The sequence below is a fragment of the Algibacter sp. AS12 genome, assembly GCF_046736315.1.
In the GTDB taxonomy this organism is placed as follows: domain Bacteria; phylum Bacteroidota; class Bacteroidia; order Flavobacteriales; family Flavobacteriaceae; genus Algibacter_B; species Algibacter_B amylolyticus.
The window spans coordinates 2,070,825-2,095,804 of the sequence record NZ_CP151841.1; the positions used below are offsets into that span (position 1 = coordinate 2,070,825).

Annotated in this window: 25 protein-coding genes; 9 read left to right on the forward strand and 16 right to left on the reverse strand. The window is 33.1% G+C overall.

Going from position 1 to position 24,980, the window contains the following annotated elements; translation table 11 throughout:
- Nucleotides 1-675, forward strand: a complete 675-nt coding sequence (gene tsaB, locus AAFN75_RS08490) for a tRNA (adenosine(37)-N6)-threonylcarbamoyltransferase complex dimerization subunit type 1 TsaB (protein WP_411809149.1) — start codon at nt 1-3, stop codon at nt 673-675.
- Between the two features lie 62 nt (nt 676-737).
- On the opposite strand, the gene AAFN75_RS08495 is transcribed toward tsaB, so the two are convergent.
- The 4 genes from AAFN75_RS08495 to AAFN75_RS08510 form a co-directional block, all read right to left on the reverse strand.
- Entirely contained in the window at nt 738-1,553 is an 816-nt protein-coding gene (locus AAFN75_RS08495; RefSeq protein WP_411809150.1) for a mechanosensitive ion channel family protein, read from the reverse strand.
- A gap of 77 nt (nt 1,554-1,630) precedes the next feature.
- Nucleotides 1,631-1,984, reverse strand: a complete 354-nt coding sequence (locus AAFN75_RS08500) for a DUF1304 domain-containing protein (RefSeq protein WP_411809151.1) — start codon at nt 1,982-1,984, stop codon at nt 1,631-1,633.
- Nucleotides 1,985-2,081: 97 nt separating this feature from the next.
- Nucleotides 2,082-2,282: a dodecin family protein gene (locus tag AAFN75_RS08505; RefSeq protein ID WP_144115155.1), complete on the reverse strand. Its 201-nt coding sequence runs from the start codon at nt 2,280-2,282 to the stop codon at nt 2,082-2,084.
- 87 nt (nt 2,283-2,369) lie between these two features.
- Nucleotides 2,370-3,272, reverse strand: coding sequence for a NifU family protein (locus AAFN75_RS08510; protein WP_411809152.1), 903 nt, complete (start codon nt 3,270-3,272; stop codon nt 2,370-2,372).
- Between the two features lie 176 nt (nt 3,273-3,448).
- On the opposite strand from AAFN75_RS08510, the gene AAFN75_RS08515 reads away from it, so the two are divergent.
- Nucleotides 3,449-4,456 (forward strand): type IX secretion system membrane protein PorP/SprF, encoded by a 1,008-nt coding sequence (locus AAFN75_RS08515; RefSeq protein ID WP_411809153.1) that lies wholly within the window; start codon nt 3,449-3,451, stop codon nt 4,454-4,456.
- A 79-nt stretch (nt 4,457-4,535) separates the two neighbouring features.
- Here AAFN75_RS08515 and AAFN75_RS08520 read toward each other — a convergent pair whose 3' ends face one another.
- Complete coding sequence (locus tag AAFN75_RS08520; RefSeq protein ID WP_411809154.1) at nt 4,536-5,696, reverse strand: vWA domain-containing protein; 1,161 nt, start codon at nt 5,694-5,696, stop codon at nt 4,536-4,538.
- A 248-nt stretch (nt 5,697-5,944) separates the two neighbouring features.
- Here AAFN75_RS08520 and AAFN75_RS08525 point away from each other — a divergent pair, with 248 nt between their 5' ends.
- The 3 genes from AAFN75_RS08525 to AAFN75_RS08535 all read left to right on the forward strand — a co-directional run bounded on the left by AAFN75_RS08525 (nt 5,945) and on the right by AAFN75_RS08535 (nt 9,606).
- The gene (locus tag AAFN75_RS08525) at nt 5,945-8,128 is read left to right on the forward strand and encodes a histidine kinase (protein ID WP_411809155.1); all 2,184 of its coding nucleotides are present in this window, start codon (nt 5,945-5,947) and stop codon (nt 8,126-8,128) included.
- Between the two features lie 75 nt (nt 8,129-8,203).
- Nucleotides 8,204-8,938: a LytR/AlgR family response regulator transcription factor gene (locus tag AAFN75_RS08530; protein WP_411809156.1), complete on the forward strand. Its 735-nt coding sequence runs from the start codon at nt 8,204-8,206 to the stop codon at nt 8,936-8,938.
- Nucleotides 8,939-9,090: 152 nt separating this feature from the next.
- Nucleotides 9,091-9,606: a gamma carbonic anhydrase family protein gene (locus AAFN75_RS08535; protein ID WP_411809157.1), complete on the forward strand. Its 516-nt coding sequence runs from the start codon at nt 9,091-9,093 to the stop codon at nt 9,604-9,606.
- A 155-nt stretch (nt 9,607-9,761) separates the two neighbouring features.
- Here the strand turns inward: AAFN75_RS08535 and AAFN75_RS08540 are convergent, their stop codons facing one another.
- Nucleotides 9,762-10,031, reverse strand: a complete 270-nt coding sequence (locus tag AAFN75_RS08540) for a hypothetical protein (protein ID WP_144115162.1) — start codon at nt 10,029-10,031, stop codon at nt 9,762-9,764.
- 92 nt (nt 10,032-10,123) lie between these two features.
- Between AAFN75_RS08540 and AAFN75_RS08545 the strand changes: the two genes are divergently transcribed.
- A complete protein-coding gene (locus tag AAFN75_RS08545; RefSeq protein ID WP_411809158.1) occupies nt 10,124-10,597 on the forward strand; it encodes a DUF1569 domain-containing protein in 474 nt (157 codons plus the stop codon).
- 94 nt (nt 10,598-10,691) lie between these two features.
- Here AAFN75_RS08545 and AAFN75_RS08550 read toward each other — a convergent pair whose 3' ends face one another.
- The 6 genes from AAFN75_RS08550 to AAFN75_RS08575 all read right to left on the reverse strand — a co-directional run bounded on the left by AAFN75_RS08550 (nt 10,692) and on the right by AAFN75_RS08575 (nt 17,955).
- Nucleotides 10,692-11,699, reverse strand: a complete 1,008-nt coding sequence (locus AAFN75_RS08550; protein ID WP_411809159.1) for a phytase — start codon at nt 11,697-11,699, stop codon at nt 10,692-10,694.
- A gap of 3 nt (nt 11,700-11,702) precedes the next feature.
- Nucleotides 11,703-14,585, reverse strand: coding sequence for a TonB-dependent receptor (locus tag AAFN75_RS08555; protein WP_411809160.1), 2,883 nt, complete (start codon nt 14,583-14,585; stop codon nt 11,703-11,705).
- Between the two features lie 162 nt (nt 14,586-14,747).
- Complete coding sequence (locus tag AAFN75_RS08560; protein WP_411809161.1) at nt 14,748-16,322, reverse strand: tetratricopeptide repeat protein; 1,575 nt, start codon at nt 16,320-16,322, stop codon at nt 14,748-14,750.
- A gap of 144 nt (nt 16,323-16,466) precedes the next feature.
- Complete coding sequence (gene rpmA, locus AAFN75_RS08565; protein ID WP_144115167.1) at nt 16,467-16,727, reverse strand: 50S ribosomal protein L27; 261 nt, start codon at nt 16,725-16,727, stop codon at nt 16,467-16,469.
- A 40-nt stretch (nt 16,728-16,767) separates the two neighbouring features.
- The gene (gene rplU / locus AAFN75_RS08570) at nt 16,768-17,424 is read right to left on the reverse strand and encodes a 50S ribosomal protein L21 (protein WP_411809162.1); all 657 of its coding nucleotides are present in this window, start codon (nt 17,422-17,424) and stop codon (nt 16,768-16,770) included.
- Nucleotides 17,425-17,511: 87 nt separating this feature from the next.
- On the reverse strand, nt 17,512-17,955 hold the full coding sequence (locus tag AAFN75_RS08575; RefSeq protein WP_411809163.1) for a DUF4199 domain-containing protein: 444 nt from the start codon (nt 17,953-17,955) through the stop codon (nt 17,512-17,514).
- A gap of 185 nt (nt 17,956-18,140) precedes the next feature.
- Between AAFN75_RS08575 and AAFN75_RS08580 the strand changes: the two genes are divergently transcribed.
- Nucleotides 18,141-18,692, forward strand: coding sequence for a heavy-metal-associated domain-containing protein (locus AAFN75_RS08580; RefSeq protein ID WP_411809164.1), 552 nt, complete (start codon nt 18,141-18,143; stop codon nt 18,690-18,692).
- Between the two features lie 54 nt (nt 18,693-18,746).
- Here AAFN75_RS08580 and gldD read toward each other — a convergent pair whose 3' ends face one another.
- From gldD to mutY, 4 genes are all read right to left on the reverse strand, one after another.
- Nucleotides 18,747-19,352, reverse strand: coding sequence for a gliding motility lipoprotein GldD (gldD, locus tag AAFN75_RS08585; RefSeq protein WP_411809165.1), 606 nt, complete (start codon nt 19,350-19,352; stop codon nt 18,747-18,749).
- Between the two features lie 27 nt (nt 19,353-19,379).
- Nucleotides 19,380-20,684, reverse strand: coding sequence for a gliding motility-associated protein GldE (locus tag AAFN75_RS08590; protein WP_411809166.1), 1,305 nt, complete (start codon nt 20,682-20,684; stop codon nt 19,380-19,382).
- A gap of 53 nt (nt 20,685-20,737) precedes the next feature.
- Nucleotides 20,738-21,187, reverse strand: coding sequence for a single-stranded DNA-binding protein (locus AAFN75_RS08595; RefSeq protein ID WP_411809167.1), 450 nt, complete (start codon nt 21,185-21,187; stop codon nt 20,738-20,740).
- An 89-nt stretch (nt 21,188-21,276) separates the two neighbouring features.
- Entirely contained in the window at nt 21,277-22,317 is a 1,041-nt protein-coding gene (gene mutY, locus AAFN75_RS08600; protein ID WP_411809168.1) for an A/G-specific adenine glycosylase, read from the reverse strand.
- A gap of 139 nt (nt 22,318-22,456) precedes the next feature.
- Between mutY and AAFN75_RS08605 the strand changes: the two genes are divergently transcribed.
- Both AAFN75_RS08605 and AAFN75_RS08610 read left to right on the forward strand, forming a co-directional pair.
- A complete protein-coding gene (locus tag AAFN75_RS08605) occupies nt 22,457-22,747 on the forward strand; it encodes an HU family DNA-binding protein (RefSeq protein WP_055442767.1) in 291 nt (96 codons plus the stop codon).
- A gap of 335 nt (nt 22,748-23,082) precedes the next feature.
- The gene (locus AAFN75_RS08610) at nt 23,083-24,630 is read left to right on the forward strand and encodes an Rne/Rng family ribonuclease (protein ID WP_411809169.1); all 1,548 of its coding nucleotides are present in this window, start codon (nt 23,083-23,085) and stop codon (nt 24,628-24,630) included.
- The last annotated feature ends 350 nt before the right edge of the window (nt 24,631-24,980 follow it).

The window sequence follows — 24,980 nt, forward strand, 5'->3', positions numbered from 1 at the left end:
TTGAGTTTAATTTTAAACCTAGAAACCGCAACAACAAACTGTTCGGTTTCTTTATCAAAAGATGGTAAAACCATTGTTTTAAAAGAAGATAATGATAAAAACTATTCGCATGCCGAAAGGTTGCATATCTATATCGACGCTGTTTTAAAGGAGGCTAATATCACGTCAAACGATTTAGATGCCATAGCTGTAAGTAAAGGTCCAGGATCTTATACAGGTTTACGTATTGGAGTTTCGGCAGCTAAAGGGCTCTGTTTCGCATTAAGTAAGCCTTTAATAGCGGTTCCAACTTTAAATGCATTAGCACACCAAGTTATAATGGAAAGTGGTGTGGTTGTGTCTATGTTAGATGCGAGACGCATGGAGGTGTATTCTGCCATATATGATTTAGATTGTAAGGAAATTCGAGAAACACAAGCTGAAATACTTAATGAGACCTCCTTTAAAAACTACTTAGAGGAAGGAAAGGTTTATTTTATTGGCAATGGTGTAGAAAAAACAAAAACGTTAATTAATCATCCTAACGCTATTTTTGTAGATAATAAACTTCCTTCTGCTAACGACATGAGCGCTTTAGCTTTCAAAAAATATAAAGAAAATAGCTTTGAAGATGTCGCTTATTTCGAACCGTATTACCTAAAAGATTTTGTGGCTTTAAAACCGAAAGCCAAATAATATAAAAAAGACCCTTCAAATATTAAATCTGAAGGGTCTTATAGTTTATAAAATAAGGTGTTTTATCCTTTCTTTTGTATTTCAACTTGATGTGGGTAAGGAATTTCAATTCCGGCTGCATCAAGCGCTTCTTTTACATCCTCAGTAATACCAAAGTAAACTGCCCAATAATCATCAGTTGTACTCCAAGGTCTTACTGCAAAGTTAATAGAGCTATCTGCCAACTCAGAAACATTAACTGTTGGTGCAGGTTCTTTTAAAACTTTAGGGTGCGATGTTAATACGTTCATTAGCACTTCTTTTGTCTTTTTAATATCAGAATCATAACCAACTCCAAAAGTTAAATCCACACGACGTGTGCCTTCTGTAGTATAATTAATAATATTTCCGTTCGATAATGAACCGTTAGGAATTATAATTTCTCTGTTAGAAAGTCCAGTTAATTTAGTAGTAAAGATTTCAATTTCTTTTACAACACCAATTTCACCTTGCGCTTCAATTAAATCACCAATTTTAAATGGTTTGAAAATCATTATTAAAACGCCACCAGCAAAGTTGCCCAAAGAACCTTGTAAAGCTAAACCAATAGCTAAACCTGCAGCAGCTAAAATAGCGGCAAACGATGTGGTTTCTACGCCAACAGTACCAAGTACAACAACGATTAGTATAATTTTAAAAATCCAACCTAAAAGGTTTAATAAAAACTTTTGAAGGCTTTCATCGTAGTTTTGTTTGGACATTAAATTTTTAGATGTTTTTAATATCTTTTTAATAACCCAAGATCCAATAATCCAAATGACTATAGCCCCAAGAATTTTTAAGCCATAATCTAATCCTAATTGTAGCCACTTTTCTGTGTCAATGTTTTCTAAATTCATAATTTTTTAAAAGTTTAAGTAAGTGTAAAAGTAAAAACTAAATCTTAGTTTTTACGGGTAAAAATGTTTAATTAATGTTAAACAAAGCAAAAAATTAGCGCAATAATAGCCGGAACCGATTGTACATAAAACAACTTTATTTGCTTTGTTGAATAAGACCCATAAATGCCTGCTATAGTCACACAAATAAGCAAGAAAACAGCAAGTTTTATATCTTGGTTAATAATAGAAAACACCAATGTAGCGGCCAAAATACCATTGTATAGACCTTGGTTTGCGGCTAATACTTTGGTGTCTTGTGCAAATTGTTTCGATTTTAACCCAAAAGCTTTTATGGTTTTAGGCGTGGTCCACATAAACATTTCTAAAACTAAAAAGTAGAAATGTAAAACGGCTATAAAAGCTATAAGTATGGTTGATATAAGTGTCATAGTTTAAATGAGTTTTGCTCAATCAAAGTTAGCGATTATAAGCCATAAAAAAAGCGTTCAGATTATGAACGCTTTATATATTATTTTCAATCGGGATTTATTCGACTTCAAAAGTGATTTTTAAGTTCACTCTAAAATCTGAAACTTCACCGTCTTTTACACTAGCACTTTGATCTTGAACATATACAGAACGTATGTTTTTAAGACTTTTTGATGCGTGTTTTACTGCTTTTTTTGTAGCGTCTTCCCAACTTTTTTCAGAATTTGCTAAAATTTCAATTACTTTTAATACTGCCATGATTTTATGTTTTAAGTTGTTATTAACAATTACTTCTTGTAATGTAGTGATTTTTTGACACTTAAAATATAAAAAAGTCACATGGGCTTATCCATTTATGGCTTCGACAGTTTCAATTTTCCCTGGTAACATTTCTTTAAGCATATTCTCAATACCGCTTTTTAAGGTGTAAGTTGAAGACGGACATCCACTACAAGCTCCTTGAAGCATTACACTTACGTTTTTACTTGCTGAATCGTAAGAAATAAATTGAATATTACCACCATCACTAGCAACTGCTGGTTTAACATATTCTTCTAGAATGTTTACAATTTCTTTTGAAACATCATCTAAAGATTCAAAATAGCTATCAACTTGTTTAGTGGATTTTTTTAATTTTTCTACAGCTTCTGGTAATACAACGTCTTTTCCTTTTTCGATATAATCCTTAATGAATTCACGAAGCTGGACTGTAATATCCTGCCATTCTGTAATATCATATTTTGTTATAGAAACATAATTTTCATCAAGAAATACGCTCTTTACAAACGGAAAATGAAATAACTCTGTAGCCAAAGGCGATAGTTTAGCTTCTTCGATAGATGTAAACTCAAAAAGAGCCGCAACCATTTTTTTGTTGGCAACAAATTTCATTACAGATGGGTTAGGTGTACTCTCTGCATAAACCGTTACCGCTACTTTTTTAGCGGTTGCAGATTCTTCAACCACAACGCCACCATCGTTTAGGTAGGTTTCAATTTGTTCGCTAACTTCATCTTGTACATCATTCCATTGTACGATATCATAACGTTCAACAGCAATAAAATTTCCAGATATATATACTTTTTTTACAAAAGGCAAGTAGAATAATTGTTGTGCTAATGGTGCATTTTTAGCCTCGTCAATATTATTAAATTCAAAACTTTGATGTTTTGTAATAAATTGATTGACCTCGAATTTTACTATAGCATTATTGGATGTTTCTTGCACAGAAACCTTGAAAGTGTTCATTTTAGCTAATTTTTTACAAAAATACTAAAAGAAAACTTTAGTTATCCATATATTTGAGTTTTGTTGCCTGCAATAATAAGGCTAGAAAGGTAAAGCTTGATTTTGTCTTTTTTATGTGTAATTTTTTAAGAATCAAGGCGTTTGTATTAAACTAAACTTACTTCCTAATAGGGTTTATGAATTTTAGAACTATCATTTTAGTGGCAATAACAGCTGTGTTTTCAAACATAGCAACGGCTCAAGAGGGTTTGCCAATTTATACGGATTATTTAACGGATAATTATTATTTAATTCATCCATCTATGGCTGGTATTGCTAATTGCTCTAAGGTTAGATTAACAGGAAGGCAACAATGGTTTGGTCATGATGATGCACCTAAACTTACTACACTTAGTATTAATGGCAGAATAGGGGAATCTCAATCTGCTATTGGAGGTATTGTATATGCAGATAATAACGGGTATCATTCGCAAAAAGGTGCCTATTTAACCTATGCACATCACCTTATGTTTTCTAGAAGTGAAGCCGATTTAAATATGTTGTCGTTTGGTTTAAGTGCTGGTTTTATTCAATACCAATTAGACGAAACAACGTTTTTAGACGGTACGCCTATTCCAGATCCAATAATTGATGGTGTTGTGCAAAATGAAACTAATTTTAATGTGGATTTAGGATTCTCTTACCACTACCTAGACTTTTATGCACATGGTACGGTAAAGAATTTATTAAATAATTCTGGGGTTAATAGCGATTTAGAAATTACAAGCAACCTAAGACGTTATTTGCTTTCGGTTGGAAATGTATTTAGTAGGTTTGGTAGCGATTGGAGTTACGAGCCGTCGGTATTATTTCAATACAGAGATTTAACTAAAGAGTCTAGCCTCGATTTTAATGGTAAGGTTTATAAAGAGATGGAGTTTGGTAAATTATGGGGAGGTGCTTCGTACAGACAAAGTTTAGATGGTGCCGAATATTTAGACGGTAGCAGTGTAAATAGCCAAAAATTAAACCAAGTAACAGGAATTATTGGTGCAAACTATAACAATTATATGTTTGCTTACACGTATACATATCAAACCAATCCTATAGTATTTACAAGTGGTGGTTTTCATCAGATTACATTAGGATATAACTTTGGTTGTCGCCGCAAGAAATATGCGTGTAACTGTCCAGCAGTTAACTAATACGTTGTTTTAAATGATATATAAATAAAAAATCCCGCTTAGTAGCGGGATTTTTTATTTTGAACTTATTTTTAAGTGTTTATTTCCAAGTATACTTTTTTCGTTTTGCTTGTTCTTTTATTGCATTAGTCATAGCGTTTTCTAAGTTGTTGGTTTGTTCACTTTTTTGTTTAGATATATGTACTACACGTTTAGCGTTTAAATCAGCAATTTCATTTTGAATGCGTTCTCGGTCTTTACTTTTGGTATCTACATAGGCTTTAATTTCAGATTTCGACTTGCCTTTTAATTCTGTAGGTAACTCATCGTCATTAATAGTTTCAATAACAACTTCTTCCTGCTCTACAGCATCCACTAAATCCCAACTTTTATTTTTATATAAATGCGAACTTTTACTTACTGTTCGCTTTACAGCATTGGCTTTACTGTAGCCACTTGCATTCATGTCTTGTTCTGCTTGCAGCGCCATTTTTCGGCTACCTTTAGCTCCGTAGGCGACATACGTTTTGTTTAATTTTTTATTTAAAATTAAAATAGCGTCATCGTAAGGCGATGCTATATGTACGGTTGCTTTGTCTTGATTTATAGCCATATAATCACCATTTGTTAATTGCGCACCATCTTTCCATTGGCTAGAAACACCTTGGTTGTAATTGCCACAAAAAATAGTGTTTACGGTAACATCCTTTTCATTTGCATTTGCTGCTGCATCTTTATAATTTACTTTTCCTTGTGTAAAAGGCTCATTTCCTGCAATAAAAATCAGTTTTAAATCGTCTGCGTTTTTACCCCAATTTAGTTGGTTTAATGAGGTTTGAATTACTTGTCCGCAATATTCCTCGCCACCATTTGTGGTTAACGAAAAAAGCTCTTTTGAAATATCATCTAAATCGTCGCTAAAGGCTAAAACCTGACGAATATAGCCTTCGTTTCCGTTAAGTCTATCATTGCCATATTCATATAAAGCAATTTCTAAATTGGGTTTGCTAGTGCCACATTTGGCATAAGATAGTTCGTTTACAATATCCCAAAGTTGAGCTTTTGCTTGGTCTATTAAACCATCCATACTATTGCTAGTGTCTAATAATAAAGCCACCTTAATAAATTGTTTGTTTGGTTCTGGGTTATTGGTTTTGGTTTCGTTTAAGGCAATAGGTTCTTTTTTGTTTTCTGCTTTGCAAGAAGTAGTGAATGCCGCTAAAGTTGCGCAAAGTAAAGCAGTTTTAAAATACGTTTTCATGGTTTTTCGTTTTAAGATTAATGAGTATTATTAATCGCCCTATTTTGGACGTATTGATCTACAACGTAAAACTATGCCCAACATAATTCTTATAAAATGAAGAATGAGTAAAAGGGCTTTTTTAATGCGTAAACAAACCCACTAAATTCGTAAAGCCTAATTTTTAGTTATGTAAATACACGGTTTTGTTAAACACACATTTTCTTTTACCAAGTAAAGTGCGTAAGTTTAGCTACTTAAAATAAAGTATGCAGTCGGTTATTAAATATATATGTATAACATGTTTTGTGTTGTGTGGCCTGTTTTTGCAGGCTCAAAACACGCGCGACGGATTAAACCAAGGGCCTAAGTTTACAGTGCGCGGTTTGGTGGTGGAGAGTGATACCCAAAAACCCATTCCCGATGTTAATATTGAAGTTAATGGTGGTGGCTATTCGGCTACCGATATTCATGGCGAATTTAGAATTGAAGCTAGAGAAGGCGACGAGTTAACTATAAAACATAAAGATTTTGAAACCGTATTTTATGTTATTAAAAGTAATGAGCGCATAAAGGTGGAGGTTGAACCAAATTATGAAGAAGAATCTAAACTCTCTAAACTTAAATCTCTTTCCAGATATCAAAAAGAATTATTTACGCCTTTAATAGATTCGGCGGAAGTATATTTAAAAAAAGACGCCAAAAAAAGTATTCAATTTATTGCTGATGCTCTTTCTGAAGCCAATTCAACAAAACAGAATAGTGAAGCCTATGAGGTTTTAGGCGATATTTATATGTATTGGAAACAATACGATTTAGCAGTTTCTAATTATAGAATTAGTTTACAAAATACAAGTTCAAATGAGGTTTCGTTAAAGCTAGCTAAGGCGTATAAGCTCAATAAAAACTATCAAGAAAGTTTACAGGTTTACAAAGCTATAAATAAAAGTAGTTTAACAAATTGGCAGTTAACCGATTTGTATGAAGGCTTAGGTGATGTGTATCTATTAACCAAGTCTTACAACTTATCTGTTGGTTCTTACCAAGATGGATTACAAGTAGCGAAAAAGCATTTGATAACGCCTAAAATAACCGATTTAAACTCTAAGTTAGGTCAGGCTTACAACGCCCAAGGTGAAACACAAAAAGCACAGGGCTTTTTTAATACATCTTTAAAGTTAGCCAATAGCGAAAACAAGAAACGAGCCGTCGAGGAACAAATCAAAGTAGCCGATTTTCAAAATGAAACTAATAATTATTCAGACGAAATTCAGCTAAGAAAGGAAGCTCTTAATACCATTAGCGAAATTGAAAGTGAAGCCGACGATATTGATAACGAAAGCCCATTAACACCGCAAAAGCAAAACTATAAAATTGGTAACGCCTATGCTTCTCAAAAAGATTATAATAGCGCCATTCCGTATTTAGAACGCAGTATTGAAGAGGCTGGTAGTAAAGCCGATTTAGTGGTTCAAAAAGATGCTACTAGAAAACTTTCAGAAGTTTATAGAGATGCCGGACAGTTTAATAAAGCTTTGTTAGCGTATCAAGATTATGTAGAACTGGTTGATAAATTATATTCCAAGAAAGAGCAAGAAATATCGCAAGCAGCAAGGTTTAGTAAAGATATTGTAAGTAAACAAAACCGCATTTCTAGTCTGGAAAGCGACAGGCAATTATCCGAAAGTAAATATCAATTATCCATAGAGCAGGCCAAACGCCAAAAACTTATTATTTACTCCTTAATTGGTGGTTTAATCCTCTTATTAATAGGAGCCTTTTTAATGTTTAAATACATTAAGCAACAACGATTAGCAAATAATTTATTGGCGCTTAAAAGTTTAAGAAGTCAAATGAATCCGCATTTTATATTCAATGCCTTAAACTCTGTTAATAGCTTTATAGCATCAAACGATGAGCGTACAGCAAATAAATATTTAACCGATTTTTCTTTATTAATGCGAGCCGTTTTAGAAAACAGTGAAGAAGATTTTATCCCATTAGAAAAAGAGCTAAAACTCATTGAACTTTATACCAAACTAGAACATTTTAGGTTTAAAGATAAATTTGATTATACCATAAATGTAGATAAAAATATTATAGTAAAAGACTTTGTAATACCGCCAATGTTACTTCAGCCGTACATAGAAAATGCCGTTTGGCACGGTTTAAGGTATAAAAAAACCAAGGGAATGCTTATTATTAGTATTGCTCAAACCAAGCCCGACGAAATTAAAATTGCCATTACAGATAACGGTATTGGACGCGAAAAATCTAAGGCTTTAAAAACCGAAAACCAGCAGAAACAAAACTCAAAAGGCATGGGTAATATTAAAAAGCGAGTGTCTATTTTAAACGAAATGTATAAGGATAAGGTAGATGTTTTAATTGACGATTTTCAAGCTGAAGAAGACACAGGAACCAAAGTTATTGTAACGTTAAAAAAAGATTAAAAAGAGCTATAAGTTAGGAGAGCGAAGCACGAATTTTGCTTCTCATTTCCAACTTCTGGCTTTAAACATATAAATATGAAATTAACCTCAATAATAGTCGAAGACGAAGAAACCAGTAGAGAAATCCTAAAAAATTACCTTAAAAAATACTGTCCAAATGTTACTGTTTTAGGTGAAGCAGCAAATGTAGACGAAGCACTGGTTTTAATTCGTAATCATGATTTAGATCTAGTGTTTCTAGATGTTGAAATGCCGTATGGTAACGCCTTCGATTTGTTAGATAAGGTGGGCGATACCAATTTCGAAACTATTTTTGTAACCGCCTATAACCATTATGCTATCCATGCGCTAAACGCCCATGCTAGTTACTATTTAATGAAACCCATTTCTATAGACGAGCTTATAAAAGCCGTAGATTATGTTACCGAAATAAAAACAAAAGAAGACGCACTGCAAGATCAAATTCTTGTGCCTAAAACTAATATGGTGGCAGGTAAAATTACCATTCCGCAATTAGATGGTTTCGAGGTTTTAAACACATCAGACATTCTTTATTGTAAAGCCGACGATAATTATACCGAGATTTACCTTAACAACAATAAAAAGAAAATAGTTAGCAAAACGCTTAAGCATTTTGAAGAAGCTTTAGGCAACTCAAGCTTTTCCAGAGTTCATAAATCCTATTTAGTAAACGTAAACGAGGTTGTTAAATACGTTAAAGGAAAAGGAGGAAGCGTAGTGCTTAGCAACGGAAAACAAGTTATGGTTTCGGCATCTAAGAAATCAGACTTATTGTCTTATTTTAAATAAATTCCCGTAAAAACGGGAATCTCATAAATTGAATCGAATTCTTTAATTTTACAATTAGCAAAACGAATTTCGAGCGTAGCAAGAAAAACAACATGCAAACAAACTAAAAGGAACTCAAAATTATAAGACTCCTTTTTTTAAAGACATTATCTATGCCAGTAATAAAAACAGTAAGAGGCCATTCGCCTGTAATACCAGACAATTGTTTTATAGCCGAAAATGCTACCATAGTGGGCGAGGTAACTATGGGGAGCCAATGTAGCGTGTGGTTTAGCGCCGTAGTTCGTGGCGATGTAAACTTTATAAAAATGGGTAATAAGGTAAATATCCAAGACGGTGCCGTTATACATGGTACCTATCAAAAAGCGGGTACAACCATTGGTAATAACGTGTCTGTAGGGCATAATGCTTTGGTGCATGGGTGTACCATTCACGACAATGTTTTAGTAGGTATGGGCAGTATTATTATGGATGGCTGCGTTATAGAAAGCAATAGTATAGTAGCAGCAGGCGCGGTAATTACGCAAAACACGGTTGTAGAGTCGGGGAGTATTTATGCGGGTGTACCTGCAAAAAAAGTTAAAAACGTAAGCGAAGCACATGTATTGGGCGAAATTAACCGAATTGCCGACGCTTATATAAAATACTCCAGTTGGTTTAAAGAGTGATTAGTCATCCTCACCTGTTTCAGAATCTTCACAATAATAATGCATATGGGTGTTACCAAAAGGGTGGGGCTTTTATTCATGCCTTTTTAATTCATATTAAAATATACATGAACATACATGTTTCTTTGCAATCCCTAACGCAAAACAAAATGTTATTAATCAACCATATCCTCTTCAAAATACCACCATAAACTAGAGTCTATCGATTTTTTCATCTTACTAATATCCGCATCATCTTTTAAAAAAACGGTAATATTTTCTCCAACACGATTTTGCCCAATACTTTCTGTAAGTTCAATTTCTTCTATTTCATTAAAGTGCTCTAAATGTTTTTTAATTTTAGCATCTAAAGATTCATCACTTAAATAAATCTTTATAGTTGACCTACTAGGCGAGTTTCTAATTTCAGATCTAAATGGTAGCATAATTATAGAATTAAAAATTAAACAATAGATAAATTGCGAATGCAATACTTTAAAGTTAAGGATTTTATTAATACTTTTAAAATAATTTTCTTATGGCAGATAAATCGATAAATAAATTAACAGCGCAGTTAGCAAAAATAGAAGGACTTATTCCTAAAAAGGACGTAAAAAATCCTTCGGTTTCCAAAGCTGGTATTGGTTGGCAACTAGACCATACTCTAAAAGTATTTAATGCGGTTAGCGAATGGATAGGAAACTCGAATCCTAACGAGTATCAATATAAATTTAACCTTATGCGTACTGTATTATTTCCGTTAGGTTATTTTCCTCGAGGTAAGGTTAAGGCGCCAAAAGCCGTTTTACCACCAGAACATATTAATGCTGAAGATTTAACAAGCCAAATACAAATTGCAAAATCTCATATTGAAAAACTGCAAGCATTGCCTAAAAACGCCTTTTACAAACATTTTATTTTTGGAAAGTTGCCTAAAACAAAAACCCTTCGTTTTTTATATGTGCATACCAACCATCATTTAAAAATTGTAAACGATATTTTAAATAAATAAAGGTTTCAATACTTCATGCTTTAGTTATGGCTATAATTAAAAAAGCTCTTTCTGTAAATAGAAAGAGCTTCAACAACAATTAACTTCAAAAAAATTAATCTAGTTCTAGTAGTGCTAAATCATGAAAAAAGAAATTCTTTTCATCGTTCATAGAAACAAATAAACCGTTAGGGAACTTATTACCTAAAGCTGCAGTTGTAACATCGCAACCATCAGTTTCAATAGTGCCTAAATTAAGTTCTTTTATAAATGCATTGGTTTTTAAATCGAAAATATTAAAACTGTCGGCTTGTTGGTTAGATACTATTAAAAAGCCTTTGTCTTTATATTTTGCTATAGCAATACCTTCAATATCATCTGTGAAATATTCGCTACCAAAACAGCTTAACTCTTCGTTGCCCATACTTGGTTCGGCATAATATTTTCGAATGCAATGGCCTTCATCAGAATAATACACAATGCCATTTTCGTTATCGACGGCTATGGCTTCAATTTCTTTTTTACCACTAAAGTTCCCAAACTTTCTTACCAAATTGGCGTGCACACCTAAGCTATCTGAAACCAATTCATATTGATATAAATATCCTGTCTTTGGTCCCGATTTTCTACCAACAATGGCATACACAGTTTCGGTTTTGGCCGATTTATATAGCGCAATGCCCATGGGTGCATTGTGCTCTAGTTCTGTTGCATCGGTAAAAACTTTAAAACCACCGCCATCTAAAGGTTTCATGTCTGGTACAGAAAACACACGAATTTGCTGCAGTTCTCGTTCGGTAAACGCAATAATATCGGTTTGTGTAGAATCGTTTAGTTTAAAACCGTATTCTAAGTCGACATTATTTGGGCGTTGAATGTTTTTTATACTTTTTTCATGGATAATTTTCCCATCTAAATTAAAAGCATAAACCCCACCGTTAGTTTTTTTATCGGTACCAAAAACAATACTTTTTGAGGCATCTTTAGGGTTTACCCAAATTGCTGGATCGTCTGTGTCGTTTGGTGTTTTTTCTGTAATAACCGTTGGTTTAATAACTGGTAACTGTTTTTTACAAGACCCCAAAAGGGCTATTAAACTAAACGTATATAATAATTTTTTCATATTTTATTTTTTAAATAAATCGTATTTTAAACCTATAGTAAAACGTTGACCATAGTACTCGCTTTGCATGGTACGGCTACTTACACCTTGGTAAAAACGTAATGGTTGGTTGGTAATATTGTTTAAACTTGTATAAGCGCTTAACCCGTTACCAAAGGTATAGTTAGCATTAAAGTCTAGGAAAAATTGTTTGTCGTAGTAACGATCTTCAAAGGCATTACCTCCAATTTCATCAATATAAGAGTCCGAGAAGTTACTTGAAAGGCGTACGCTAAGCTTTTTATTTGCATATGCTAATGATGCATTAAACATATTTGGTGCTGTGTTTGGTAAGCCTAAATCGTCGCGTTCGTCGCCATCTTCGTTTCTAATACCATTAGCGTTAGAAGTAAGGTGTGTGTAGTTTAAATAAATACTTAAATCTTTAGCAAAACCTGGTAAGAAGTCTAGTTTTCTTTGGAAAGCAAATTCGAAGCCTAAAACCGAAGCATCATCACCGTTTAAAGGCTGGTAAACTTCGTAACCGGTAGTGTCATCGCCATAAGTGTTATCGGTTGTTTCGGTTTGGTAGGTATATATAAAGTCGTTTATTTTTTTATAGAAAATACCTCCAGATAAGATACCTACAGATTTAAAATAGTGTTCTGCCATAACATCAAAATTCATAGATGTTGTTGGGTTTAAATCTGGGTTTCCAAGTACAATTTCGCTGTCTTCATTAATTATTTCTGCTCTAGGAATTAGGTCTGCGTAGTTTGGTCGTGCTAAAGTGTTGGTCCAAGCAAAACGTAAAACCGTATTATCGTTTAAATTATATTTAAAATGTAAGCCCGGTAAAATATTAATGTAAGAGTTTGTTTCTTTTACAGCCTCAACAATAATGGCTTCATCAATGCCTGCATCTTCATCTTCTTCAATAAAGGTTAATCTGTAGCCTTCAGAATCTAAATTGGTACTTTCAATTCTAACACCAGCTAAAACACTCAATTTATCTGTTAATTGCTGACTAGTCATTACATAACCGGCATAAACATTTTCGTTAACATCAAAATTACTGCTTTGGTACTCATCTACTAAATCTTCACCTTCATATAGTGTGGTATCGGTAAAATTTAAACTTCCAAGAAATTCTGGAGTAGCAAAAGAGCCTACTGCATATTGTTGTCCTGCTAAAAAATCTGAGTCTGTATAATTTCTAGTAGGAAGAGTTCCTAGTAAATCGAAGACTGCATCTTCTGGAGAATATTCGGTAAAATCATTATCTCTGTTTTTGTTTTTAAAACGCCCACGAACACCAAATTTTAAAAAGCCATCGTTGCTATTAAATAAGTTTAATGGTAATTTAAAGTTTACAAATACATTTACATCGTTTTCTTCGGTGTATTGGTTTTCTTCGGTTAGTTCGTCAAACTCAAAATTGTTATATGCGGCATCATCCGCATTAACTGGAGTGTATAGCGGGTATTTTGAGTTGTTGTTATAATTTATGCTATACTCGCTTTCGTGAACTAAATAACGCTCGTTTAAACGCTCCTCCGAGGCTTTTGCATACGAGGTCATCCAATCTACTTGTAAGTTTTGAATTAAATGGTTTCCGCCTAAACTAAAGTTTAGCATACGTTGGTCTTCTAAACGTGTATTTTTGTTTCGGTTATTATCTATTCCAGCTTTTGTTTCGCGTTTTGCTTCAACTGGAAACATGGTTAAGTTTCCGTTTCCATCAACTGTAAAATCGCCTGCTTGAATATCTTCACCATCTAAAATTTCGTGTTCTAGAACAAAACGGTTTTCACGATCGTCTCTCCAATTGTAAATAGATTTAAAATAGATGCTGTTGTTGTCGTTAAATTTATAATCGAAATTAGCTGAAAAACTTCTACGAATTCGTTGTACTAAATATTGTCTTATTTCGAAAACGTTTGTATAAGGATTAACATCAACTTCCTCCAAGTTGTCTTCGTCTCCATTGTTATACTCGAACTCGTCGGTCCATTCGGCTTCAAAATTATCGCTTCCAAAATCGTTATCGTTTATGGATGTAGATACTAGCCATCCAAATTTTCCGTTGTCGCTTCTATCTCCTAATAAAAACGATCCGTTTAAAATACGTTTTCCTGTAATAGAATTTATCCCAGAACCTGCGGTTGCAGATAACCTGAATCCTTGAGGCGATGTGCGAGTAATTAAATTTACAGAACCACCAAGCGCATCGGCATCCATATCTGGAGTAACGGCCTTGTTAACTTCTACGGTTTGAATCATATCCGATGGAATTAAGTCCATTTGTACTTCTCTATTATCGCCTTCGGCAGAAGGAATTCGGCTTCCGTTTAAGGTAACCGAGTTTAGTTGAGGTGCTAAACCTCTAATAATAATGTTTCTTGCTTCACCTTGGTCTACTTTCATGGTAATGCCTGGTATACGCTTAACGGCATCTCCAATATTCGCATCTGGGAATTTGCCTATTTGATCGGTAGAAACAATGTTTGTAATGTTGGTTTTGTTTTTTTGAGTATTTAATGCTCTGGCTTGACTGCCAATAGAATAGGCTGTAAGCTCAACAACGTCTAATTCTGTGTTTTCAGAAGCTAAGTGAATATTTACCGATGCCGTTTTACCTGCGGTAATTGTAATATTTTCATTATAATCTGCATAGCCTATATACTCAATTAATAACGTATAGTTGCCTTCTGGGATATCAACTAATGTAAATTTGCCATCGAAATTAGACACTGCGCCTTTTTTTAATTGTGAGATGACCACGGTTGCTCCTGGTACAGTAATACCATTATTGTCTGTTATAACACCTTGCACATTTCCGTTTTGCGAAAACACATAAGAGGTTATTAACATGGTTAATAATGTTATAAAATGAAATTTTCTCATGTTGTTGTTAATTAATTTTGGTTTGATGCAAAACTATATTCACAACATGGCTTTAAGCTAAAATTGATGTTAATAAACGGTAATTAGGAAGTGAATTTTACCTATAAATGATAGCAACATTAACCTTGGGATAATATTGACTTGATAGTTTTTTAACTTAAGTTAAAGGTTTAAAATATAGGCTTGTAAGTCATTTTTTGAAGTTATTGGTAGCTTCTTACGCATTCTATAACGGGCTATACGAACGCTATCTGGAGTAATGTTTAAAATTGAAGCAATAGCTTTTGAAGATAAGTTTAACCTAAGCAACATGCATAAGCGCATTTCGGAGGATGTTAACTCTTCATTAACTTGTTGTTTTAAGGTTATGAAAAAATTAGGGCTTATTTGACTGAAATAGGCCATAAGTTCCGTCCATTCATTTTCTTTTGATAAATCGGAATTAATATCTTTTATAATATTGGGGAGTTTGGTTTTTACAAAGTCTCCATTTCTTGTTTTTAAATTATTAAGTGCTCTAGAAACATCGGCTAGCAATTTATTTTTATGTGCTAAGTTTAAACTATAGTTTGTTAAGGCCGAAATTTTAATATCGATTTCTCTTTTTAACGATGCTTCTTGGGCTGTTTTAATGTTTAGATCTGCCTGCAGTAATTTCTGTTTGTATTTTAGCAGTTTCTGCTCTTGCTTTTTACGTTTTTTTAAATGTATTAACCAAACAACAAAAACTATAATTATAGCTATACTTATTAGTGCTATGGCTATTTGTCTTGTTTCACTAATTTTATTTTGCTTGTTAAGTATAGATACCTGAGCTTCTTTTTCCTTTACGTTATAAAGTACTTCCATGGCACTTACCAATTGCATGTTTTGGTTTTTTAACGCTTGCTCGTTGACAAGTTTTTGTTGATTTAAGTAGGTGTATGCTTTTTTAAAATCTTGCAACTCTGCGTATGTTCTAGCTAAATCTTTAAGCGCACTTTCCTCTTGTTGTTTATTATGTTCCTTTCTTGCTAAACGTAGAGCTCGTCGGGTTAATTCTAGAGCTTGCTTATATTTTTTCTGCTTTCTATTAACATCGGATAGATTGTTAATGATATTAATTTTTAAATTGGAAGTGCTGTCAATTTCAAAATTATAAGCATTATTAAAGTAATTATTTGCTAAATCAAACTGTTCTAAATCTTCATAAATACTACCAATATTTTCGTTGGTTAGCGCTATGCCAGTGCTATCTTTAAGTGTTTCAAAAATTATTAAACTTTGTTTTTGATAGTTTAATGCTTCATCGTAATTGCCTTGCTTTTCATAAACACTTCCTATTATCGCCCGGGCACTTGCTGCCCCTTTTTGATATGATATTAAATTTCCAATGGAAATGCTTTTTTTTGAATACTCGAAAGCATCAGAATACTGTTTTAAATGAAGATGAATGGAAGCAATTTGATTATTAGCATATACGTACAGTGTGTCTTTTTTTAAGTAAACATCTTGCGCTTGGTGATAGTTTTTTATGGCTTCACTATCTAAGCTTAGGTGTTTATAAAAATTAGCTAATAGAATATAGTTTTTAGCAATATTTAGGGTGTCATTTTTAAGTTTGGCAAGATTGAGATTTGTATTAATGACCTTTATTTTTGCAATTACTTGGTTATAATCTATGTTCTCTTGCGCATACGAAAGTTTATAACTAGAAATACATAAAAGTAAAAGAGCGAGTTGTTTTAAAAATCTCATATTTAGTATAAGTGTAAATTTTCAAAGTAAGAACTCACACTTTACGTTAACATGGTTTTAATATTAATTTTTTATTACTATTAAAACAAAAGCCCTTTCTGTAAAACAGAAAGGGCTTTTAAAAATTTAAAAGAAAATTATTTCTTAAGCATCAAAAGGCTCAATAGAAACATAAGATTTGTTATCTTTTTTCTTTGTAAACTTTACAACACCATCAACATATGCGTGTAAAGTATGATCTTTTCCTTGGTATACATTTTCACCTGGGTGATGTGTATTACCACGTTGTCTTAATATAATGTTTCCAGCAATGGCAGCTTGTCCACCAAAAATCTTAACGCCTAAACGTTTTGATTCTGATTCTCTACCATTCTTAGAACTACCTACTCCTTTTTTGTGAGCCATTGTCTTAAGTTTTTATATTGTTATACTTAAGTGGTTGCTTTTAAGCTTTACCACCATCTAATTCGTCTTGCCATTTTTTAAGCTCATCCCACTTACCATCGGCAGCTAATTGAGCTTGTGCTGGCCATGTGTCTGTAACGTGATTGCCACGTACACCTGCAATAATCTCTGAAATTTTAGCAGCATCAGTTTTTGCTAATTCAGCAAAAGTTGAAATTCCTGCTTCAATCAAAGTTGTTGCAATTTTTGGACCAATACCTTCAACCTTCTTCAAATCGTCAGCTTTCCCTGTTGCTTTTTTAGCAGCTTTAGGAGCAGCAGCTTTCGCTTCTACTTTTGGTTCAGCTTTTTTAGTTTCTTTTTTTGGAGCTGCTTTTTTAGCACCAGAAGAAACTATTGATTCAATTACGATTTCAGTTAAAGATTGTCTGTGTCCGTTTTTTACACGGTAACCTTTACGTCTTTTCTTCTTGAATACTATTACTTTATCACCTTTAAGGTGCTTTAAGACTTTTGCACTAACTTGTGCTCCATCTATAGCTGGGGCGCCTACAGTTATATTGTCACCATCGCCTAAAAGAAGTACATTGTCGAAAGACACTGCTTTCCCTTCTTCTGTTGCTAAACGGTTAACAAAAACTCTTTGGTCTTTTTCAACTTTAAATTGATGCCCTGCTATCTCTACAATTGCGTACATAGCGTAACGTTTTTATTAATTAATTTTGTTCAAAAATGAGTGCAAATATACTTCTAATTAATTAATCTACAAACGTTATCGTTAAATTTAAGACATATTTCTGCTTTTTTTAAAAAGTTGCATGACTGTAAGTGAAGCAACTACCGTAGTAGCTAGCCCCATAACGGCTACAACAAAGGTTATCATGCCCATATCGAGATTAAAATTACCGTTAAAATTTTTAATCAATTTTGATAAAAACGTAGGGTCAACCTCTGTGGTGTAGAATAAAAAGAATATTGTGAACGCCAGAGTAGCAACAAAACCTGTTATAATACCCGTTTTAAAGCCTTCGCCATACGAGAATTTTTCTGGGCTTTCCAATTTAGAAAAACGTATAGATTCGTAAATACCAAAGCCGGTTATTATGGCGTTAACAAAACTAAAGGCAGGGTTTGTGTGTTTTTCAACGAGTGCTAATACCAAGAAATAAGCTATTAATACTGCACTTGTAACTAAACCGAAACGAATGGGAAGCGATAAATTTTTCATATTTTGTGAGGGTTGAATCTCTTAAATTTCGTGAAAATTTTTGAAATATTATAATTATTAGCCTCTTTTCTAAATAATTAGCGGGCATAGAAGTGTTATTTGTATCATAAATACTTGAATTTATAAAGGGCTTAAAGTCAATATTTAGTAAATTTGCAGGAGTAACAATAAAATATAAAACCCAAATGAAATCAATAAAATTAATTTTAACACTTGCACTAGTTGCTATTTTTGCTGTTAGCTGTAAAAACGATAAAAGTCCTGAAGTAAAAACTGTTGAGGTTGAAAACGCTGTGGCTAAAAAATTGGATCCTAATGCCAAGTATGCAAAAGCGGAATTTACTATAGATGGTATGACGTGCCAAATAGGGTGTGCTGCGACTATTCAAAAGAAAATTTCTAAGATGGATGGAGTAAAGTCTGCAACGGTTTCTTTTGATAAAAAATTGGCCATGGTAGAATATGATGAAGCCAAGGTAACTCCAAAATCTTTGGAAGACGCTGTAGTTAATGTTGCCGATGTTTATAAGGTAAGCAACATGAAAACGGTAAATGATTTCTCGAAGGAAAAAGCCTGTGCTGTCGATTGTAAAAAAGCTTGTTGTGCAGATAAAGACAAAAAAGCTTGTGAACCAGGTTGCGAGAAATCGTGTTGTAAGGCTGGTTTAAAAGAAGGCGAAAAAATGGCTTGTAAGCCAGATTGTAAAGAAGCATGTTGTATTAAAAAAGAAGCATAACTGATACTTTACATAAACATATTAATAATAAGGCTTCCACGTAGGAAGCCTTTTTTATTTCCATGTAATAGTTTCCATAATGTGTTTAATGTCTTTTTGCAAATAGTTTGCTGCTGGTAAAATGGAATCGTAGTTGGGTTTAGCGTAAAAGTATAAAGACCCTGTAAGGAAATGGTTTATACTGTCTGTTACATAAAACTGCGCTGGCGATGCCACATTGCCTTTAACTTCAGATAGCATACCGTATACCTTTCTTTGTTTATTTTCAAATGGATAGGCCGGAATTTCGTCTGCTTTTTTAGTATGCTCTAAGGTGAATTTTTGAGCGTCTCTTAAAAAGGCTTTAAAATTGTTTTGGTCGCTGTTAATGGCCTTGTAGGTTAAAAAAATGGTACCTTTTAATGCTGGATATTCTAAATTAATCCCGTAGCTCTCGGTAAGTGATTTTAACGCTTTAGATTCCACTTTAGTTGCTAGTAAATTTTTTTCAAAAGCAAAAGGCAAATTTAAATTAGCATCCACATAATTGGCTGTTGGATAGTCTAACCTTAGTTCTGCTTTTGGTTTAGGTACATGGTCTTCACCACATGCTGTTAGTGCCAAAACAAAAGTTAAGAATAGACTTTTAAGTACGCAGTAAGTTTTTGTTTTTACAATCATGAAGTTTTCAGTCTCAGTATTCAGTAATTATAGCATGGTAAATTTAACAAGTTTAATACGTTTTTTGTCCATAGCCTCAATAGTAAAAACGTAATTTTCGAAATTTATTTTACTATTTAGTTTTGGGAAACTCTTTGATATTTCTAAAACAAAGCCAGCAACGGTTTCTGCTTCACCTTTATTGGCATCAAAAACAGTCTCATCTTCAAGTCTAATAATTCGGTAAAAATCTTTTAAAGCCGTTTTGCCTTCAAATACATAATTGTTGTCGTCTAATTTAGAATACATTAAGTCTTCATCATCAAACTCATCACTTATATCGCCTACAATTTCTTCAATAATATCTTCTAAAGAAATTAATCCAGAAGTGCCTCCGTATTCATCTACGACAACAGCTAAATGTACCTTTTTCTCTTGAAATTCAGCCATTAAATCGTCTAGTTTTTTGTTTTCTGGCACAAAAAAAGGTTCTCTTAAAAGGGTGGTCCAATCAAACTGTTTTCTATCTAAATAAGGTAATAAATCTTTTACATAAAGTATGCCTTCTATGGTGTCTATATTCTCTCGATACACAGGGATTCTAGAATAGCCATTTTCAATAATATCTGGCATAATATCTAGGTATTTGTTCTCGATATTTAAGGCGAAAATATCAATTCTAGGGCGCATAACTTGCTTAGTGTCTGTATTACCAAAGGAAACAATGCCTTGTAGAATTTTTTGTTCCTCTTTTGTGGTGTCTTCTTCGCTAGTAAGCTCTAAGGCTTGGGATAGTTGGTCGACACTTAAATTAGATTTCTGCTTACCTAATTTATTATGAATGCCAAGTGTAACACTGCGCATAGGCAAACTAATAGGCGACAAAACCACATCTAATACTTTAAGCGGGTAGGCCATAAATGTGGCGAACTTTATATTATTTCTGCTAGCGTAAATTTTAGGTAATATTTCGCCAAAAAGTAAGATTAAAAAGGTAATAACTACAACCTCTACTATAAATTTAATGGTAGGGTTAGTAATATTTCCAAACATAAAATCGCCTAAAAAGGCAAACAAAATAACAATGGCAATATTAATAAAGTTGTTTGCTACTAAAATGGTTGCTAGTAGTTTTTTAGGGCGTTCTAAAAGTTGCGATAGTATTTCAATACGTTTAGATTTTTGTTCTAAACCGCTCTCAATATCACTTCTGTTTAAAGAAAAAAGGGCAACTTCTGCTCCAGAAATAAGGGCAGAACAAAGTAAAAGCAGCACTAATAATGCAAATCCAAAAACAATCGAAACATCAATTGCCATAATTAGTAGTATAAAACTCGCGGGGTCAGGATCCAATTACAACTGGTTTAGTTAAACAAAGGGTTCTCGATAAGTTATCGAGAAAATTATTAAAATGGAAGGTCGTCATTATCTTCTTCTACAGGTTGGCTACTTGGTTTAGGAGCTGCCAGTGCAGCAGATTTTTGTTCTGCAGGCCCACTTGCATTGTTTTCACTATCCTTTTTTGTGGAAAGAAAGGTGAAATCATTACATTGAATCTCGGTAGAATATCGGTCGTTTCCTTTTTCGTCCGTCCATTTTCTTGTTTTCAATCTACCTTCAATATAAACTTTATCGCCTTTACTTAAGTACTTTTCGCAAATTTCGGCACCTTTATTTCTAACCACTATATTATGCCACTCGGTATTTGTAATACGCTCATTAGTTTGTTTGCTTACATAAGTTTCGCTAGTAGCAATAGGGAAGCGCCCAATACAACCACCACCTTCGAAATAATGCATTTTTACATCATCTCCTAAATTTCCAATAAGCATAACTTTATTTAATGAACCCGCCATAATTAATAGTTTAAGTAGATGCAAAATTACTGAATTGCTTTGCATTTATTTAAAATTAATAAAAAAATATGATTGTTAAGGCAAAACATCTAAAAATTAAAGCTTTCAATAAAATTACCTATTAATATAGGTACAGCAAATTCTCTTACTTTTGAGGTTGATATGCCTTTAATAGGAAGCTTTTCAGTATTAATAATCCAGAATTTTGTGTGCAAATGTTGGTGCGATAATTTATGTATTAATGACTCCTTATTATATAAGGACATTTTAAAGGCCGTATCTTTTAGTAAATCATGATTTAAAACTAGGTTTTTAAATGCTTTTTCAGTTAATTCATTTTCAGTTTCAACTAAAGGAAATTGGTATAAGTTTTGCCAGATGCCTTTGCCTTTACGTTTTTCTATAATGGTTTTTTCGTCTTCAGAGATAAAAACTAGAAAATTAAAATACTTTTTTTTCGCTTTCGCGGATTTTATTTTTACCGGTAAATCGGCTATTTTATTTCTCTTTAATGCTAAACAGCTGGTGTTAAAAGGGCAGGTGGTACAATTTGGATTCTTAGGTTTACATTGTGTGGCGCCAAATTCCATGATGGCTTGGTTAAAGTTGGCAGGTTGTTTTGCATCAATTAGCTCTTGAGCTAAAGTTTTAAATTCTTTTGCACCTTTTGATGAATTTATAGGTGTTTCTATATCAAAATAACGAGATAGCACGCGGTATACGTTACCATCAACAACTGCAGCAGCTTCGTTAAAGCAAATAGAAGCAATGGCGCTAGCCGTATAATCGCCTACACCTTTTAATTTTAATAGGTCTTTATAGTTATTAGGGAACACACCTTCTAGTTCATTTGCCACATATTTTGCCGATGCATGTAAATTTCGAGCTCTAGAATAATAACCTAACCCTTGCCAAAGTTTTAAAACGTCACTTTCATTTGCATTTGCTAAATCAAAAACAGACGGAAATTTGCTTACAAAAGCTTCATAATAAGGTAAACCTTGCTTAACTTGTGTTTGTTGTAAAATAATTTCTGATAGCCAAATGTAATAAGGGTTGTTGGTTTCTCTCCAAGGTAGATTGCGTTTGTGTATTGAGTACCAATGTATTAGCGTTTTTGAAAATATCATAAAATCATTTAATCGAGGAAACAAAAATAAACGTTTATAATATTAAATTTTAGTGAATTAGGTTTGAAATATTGAATATTAAATGCATATATTTGCATCCCTTTTAGAATTATTAGTAACAAAAAAATAATATATTAAAATGACGAAGGCTGATTTAGTAGCAAAAATTTCTGAGAAGTTAGGAATTGAAAAAGGAGATGTTCAAGCAACGGTTGAAACATTTATGGAAGAAGTAAAAACTTCTTTAGAAGGTGGAGACAATGTTTATTTGAGAGGTTTTGGTAGCTTTATTATTAAAACTAGAGCTGAAAAAACGGGTAGAAACATTTCTAAAAATACAACTATAAAAATACCTGCTCATAATATCCCTGCATTTAAGCCTGCAAAAGTTTTTGTTGAAGGCGTTAAAACAAATGTAGACGTTAAATAAAGTAACTAAGTGCTGAAGATGTTCAGTAATAAAACGAATTATTAATTTAAAAATACACTATTTATGCCAAGTGGTAAAAAACGTAAAAGACATAAGGTAGCGACGCACAAACGTAAGAAACGTAGACGCGCTAACCGTCACAAGAAGAAAAAATAAATCAAAAAAGTAGTTAGATTAGCTACTTTTTTTGGTTTTAAAAAACAAACAAGTTCATTGAAATGAGTTCAATAATTTTTTAACACCCTTTTTGGGTGTTGTTTGAACTCCACGGATTAAAATCCTGTGAAAAAATAATGTTTAATCCATCCCGATTTATCGGGACAAAAATTAACTAAATGGATAAAGAATTGATCATTCGATCTAGTTCTGACGATGTTGATTTTGCCTTATTAAAAGATGGAAAACTTATTGAATTACAGAAAGATGAAGATAGTAACGACTTTGCTGTTGGTGATGTGTTTATAGCCAAAATCAGAAAAGCCGTTCCTGGACTAAATGCTGCATTTGTTAATGTAGGTTATGAGAAAGATGCGTTTTTGCATTATCATGATTTAGGGCCAAAACTACCTTCGCTTTTAAAATTCACAAAACGTGTAAGCACAGGTAAGCTAAAGGAATTTTCTTTAAAAAATTTCCCATTTGAAAAAGATATTGATAAAGACGGAAAAATTTCCGACGCATTAAAATCTAATCAATCGCTATTAGTACAAATTGTAAAAGAACCTATATCAACAAAAGGCCCTAGAATAAGCTCAGAGCTATCTATTGCTGGTCGATATATTGTTTTAGTACCTTTTTCTACACGCATATCTATTTCTCAAAAAATAGAAGATCGCGAAGAGAAAGATCGTTTAAAACGCTTGGTAAAGAGTATTACTCCCCAAGGTTTTGGCGTTATTGTACGTACGGTAGCACAAGGCAAAAAAGTAGCAGAGCTAGATAAAGATTTACAAAATTTGCTTAGTCGTTGGACGGCAATGTGTAAAAAGCTACACAAAGCGCATCACCCTACAAAAGTATTAGGAGAAATGAATAAAGCCTCGTCAATTTTACGAGATATATTCAATGACACCTTTACAGGAATAACTGTAGATGATGAAACGCTGTATTATCAAATTAAAGATTACGTGCAGGAAATTGCACCAGAGAAAGAATCAATAGTTAAATTGTATCAGTCAAACAACCCAATTTTCGAGAAATTCGGAATAGAAAGACAAATTAAAACCTCGTTTGGAAAAACCGTTTCCATGGCAAAAGGTGCCTATTTGGTAATAGAACATACCGAAGCCCTTCATGTTATTGATGTAAACAGCGGAAATAGATCTAACAAAGCAAACAATCAAGAGGATACCGCATTAGAGGTTAACTTAATAGCTGCTACCGAAATGGCTCGTCAATTACGCTTGCGTGATATGGGCGGAATCATTGTAGTAGATTTTATAGACATGACCAGTGCAGAAAACAGGCAAAAACTCTTCAACCATCTTCGTGACGAAATGAAGGACGATAGAGCAAAACACAAAATATTGCCGCCAAGTAAATTTGGTTTGATACAAATTACAAGACAGCGTGTTCGCCCAGAAATGAACATTAAAACTCGCGAGGAAAACCCCGATGAGATTATTAATGGATCTGAGGTTGAAGCACCAATTGGTTTGATTGAAAAAATCAATCAAGATCTTGAAAGACTAACTAAAAAAGACTACAAAAGGTTGACTTTAAACACACATCCTTTTATAGCAGCCTTTTTAACAAAAGGTATTCCATCTGTGCGAACTAAATGGTTTTTAGAGCACAAAAAATGGGTTAAAATTTTACCAAGAGATGCTTACACATATTTAGAATACCACTTTTTCGATAAAGATGGTAATCAAATTAAATAATTTAAAAGCCTTACTATTTGTTTAGTAAGGCTTTTTTTATATACCGTTTTTAGCACTTCATATTTTGATAATCTCTTTGCCTAAACATTTTAAATACATTATTTGAACCTCTGTCTGCCGGCAGACAGGGTGCTACTAGGGTTGTGCTTTTCTCTGCAATCCCTAAAGCGGTTTTAATACTTGCTTCAGGTTTTTGTTTTTAAAATAGTTTATTACCATTAAATAAGAGCTTAGAGTGCAGTATTAGAGGCTATTTCGCTCATTTACTTAAATTATGCGATTAATCAATTTTATTGTCAGATTCCCCTCTAAAACAGGAAATTAACGATTTTAAGTGCCATTTAATCAAA